General features: G+C 47.2%; 1 protein-coding gene. It reads left to right on the top strand.

What is annotated here, in order from left to right:
* Positions 1-273 precede the first annotated feature (273 nt).
* Positions 274-1,203: a homoserine O-acetyltransferase MetA gene (metA, locus tag EHN07_RS20345; RefSeq protein ID WP_124025815.1), complete on the top strand. Its 930-nt coding sequence runs from the start codon at positions 274-276 to the stop codon at positions 1,201-1,203.
* The last annotated feature ends 63 nt before the right edge of the window (positions 1,204-1,266 follow it).

Below are 1,266 nucleotides of genomic sequence, written 5' to 3'. Positions count from 1 at the left end.
AGTAGGGAACTGCCAGGCTCCAAATAAGTGGAAAGCCCTGTACTGACGTACAGGGCTTTTTGCTGTCTGCGATTTATGCAATTCCCGCCCATGCCTCATCATAATGTTCTGCAAATCAAATATCATCCAGTGTATTCAACTGACTCGAAATCGCATACTTAAATGAAACATTTTCAACTATGTTATCAATACTCGACATTTGACAAGCAGCACGTTATCTTCAGCTATCTGGATGTCTAAACGTTTAAACGTATGCTGTGAGGATATAAGGTTATGCCGATTCGGGTACTGGATGAGTTACCAGCCGTCAATTTCCTGCGTGATGAGAACGTGTTTGTTATGACAACGTCGCGCGCGAGCAATCAGGAGATCCGTCCGCTAAAGGTGCTCATACTTAATCTGATGCCGAAAAAGATTGAGACGGAGAACCAGTTTTTACGTCTGCTTTCTAACTCACCTCTGCAGGTTGACGTTCAGCTACTGCGCATTGATTGCCGCGAGTCCCGGAATACTCCTACTGAGCACCTCAATAACTTCTACTGTAATTTTGCCGATATTCAGGATGAAAACTTTGACGGACTGATTGTGACGGGCGCCCCTCTGGGCCTGGTGGAATTTAATGACGTCGCGTACTGGCCGCAGATAGAACAAGTGATTCACTGGGCAAAAGATCACGTCACCTCAACGCTTTTCGTATGTTGGGCTGTCCAGGCAGCTCTGAATATTCTTTACGGGATCCCGAAGCAAACGCGTAAAGAAAAATTATCTGGCGTATATGAGCATAAGCTTACTTACCCGCATGCGCTGTTAACGCGCGGATTTGACGACACTTTCCTTGCTCCACATTCCCGTTACGCCGATTTCCCGGCATCGCTGATCCGCGATTACACCGATCTGGAAATTCTGGCTGAGTCTGAAGAGGGGGATGCCTATCTTTTTGGCAGCAAAGATAAACGCATTGCGTTTGTTACCGGGCACCCGGAATATGATGCGCATACGCTTTCTGGCGAATATTTCCGCGACGTAGAAGCCGGCCTGAACCCGGATGTACCCTATAACTACTTCCCCAATAACGATCCGCAGAAGAAGCCGCATGCGACATGGCGCAGCCATGGAAATTTGCTGTTCACTAACTGGCTGAACTATTACGTTTACCAGATCACGCCATTCGATCTGCGCCATATGAACCCAACGCTCGATTAAGCATTTCAGCTCCGCGCTTACACTGATATTAAAGGCACCTTAGGGTTAATGCCAGTCACTTAA

Origin of the sequence: Buttiauxella warmboldiae (genome assembly GCF_003818135.1) — a bacterium.
GTDB classification, from domain to species: Bacteria; Pseudomonadota; Gammaproteobacteria; order Enterobacterales; family Enterobacteriaceae; genus Buttiauxella; species Buttiauxella warmboldiae.
This window is presented reverse-complemented; position numbering and strand designations above follow the sequence as displayed.

Coding starts and splice junctions, on each gene's coding strand:
- metA (WP_124025815.1), top strand. CDS start 274: ATGCCGATTCGGGTACTGGATGAGTTACCAGCCGTCAATTTCCTGCGT.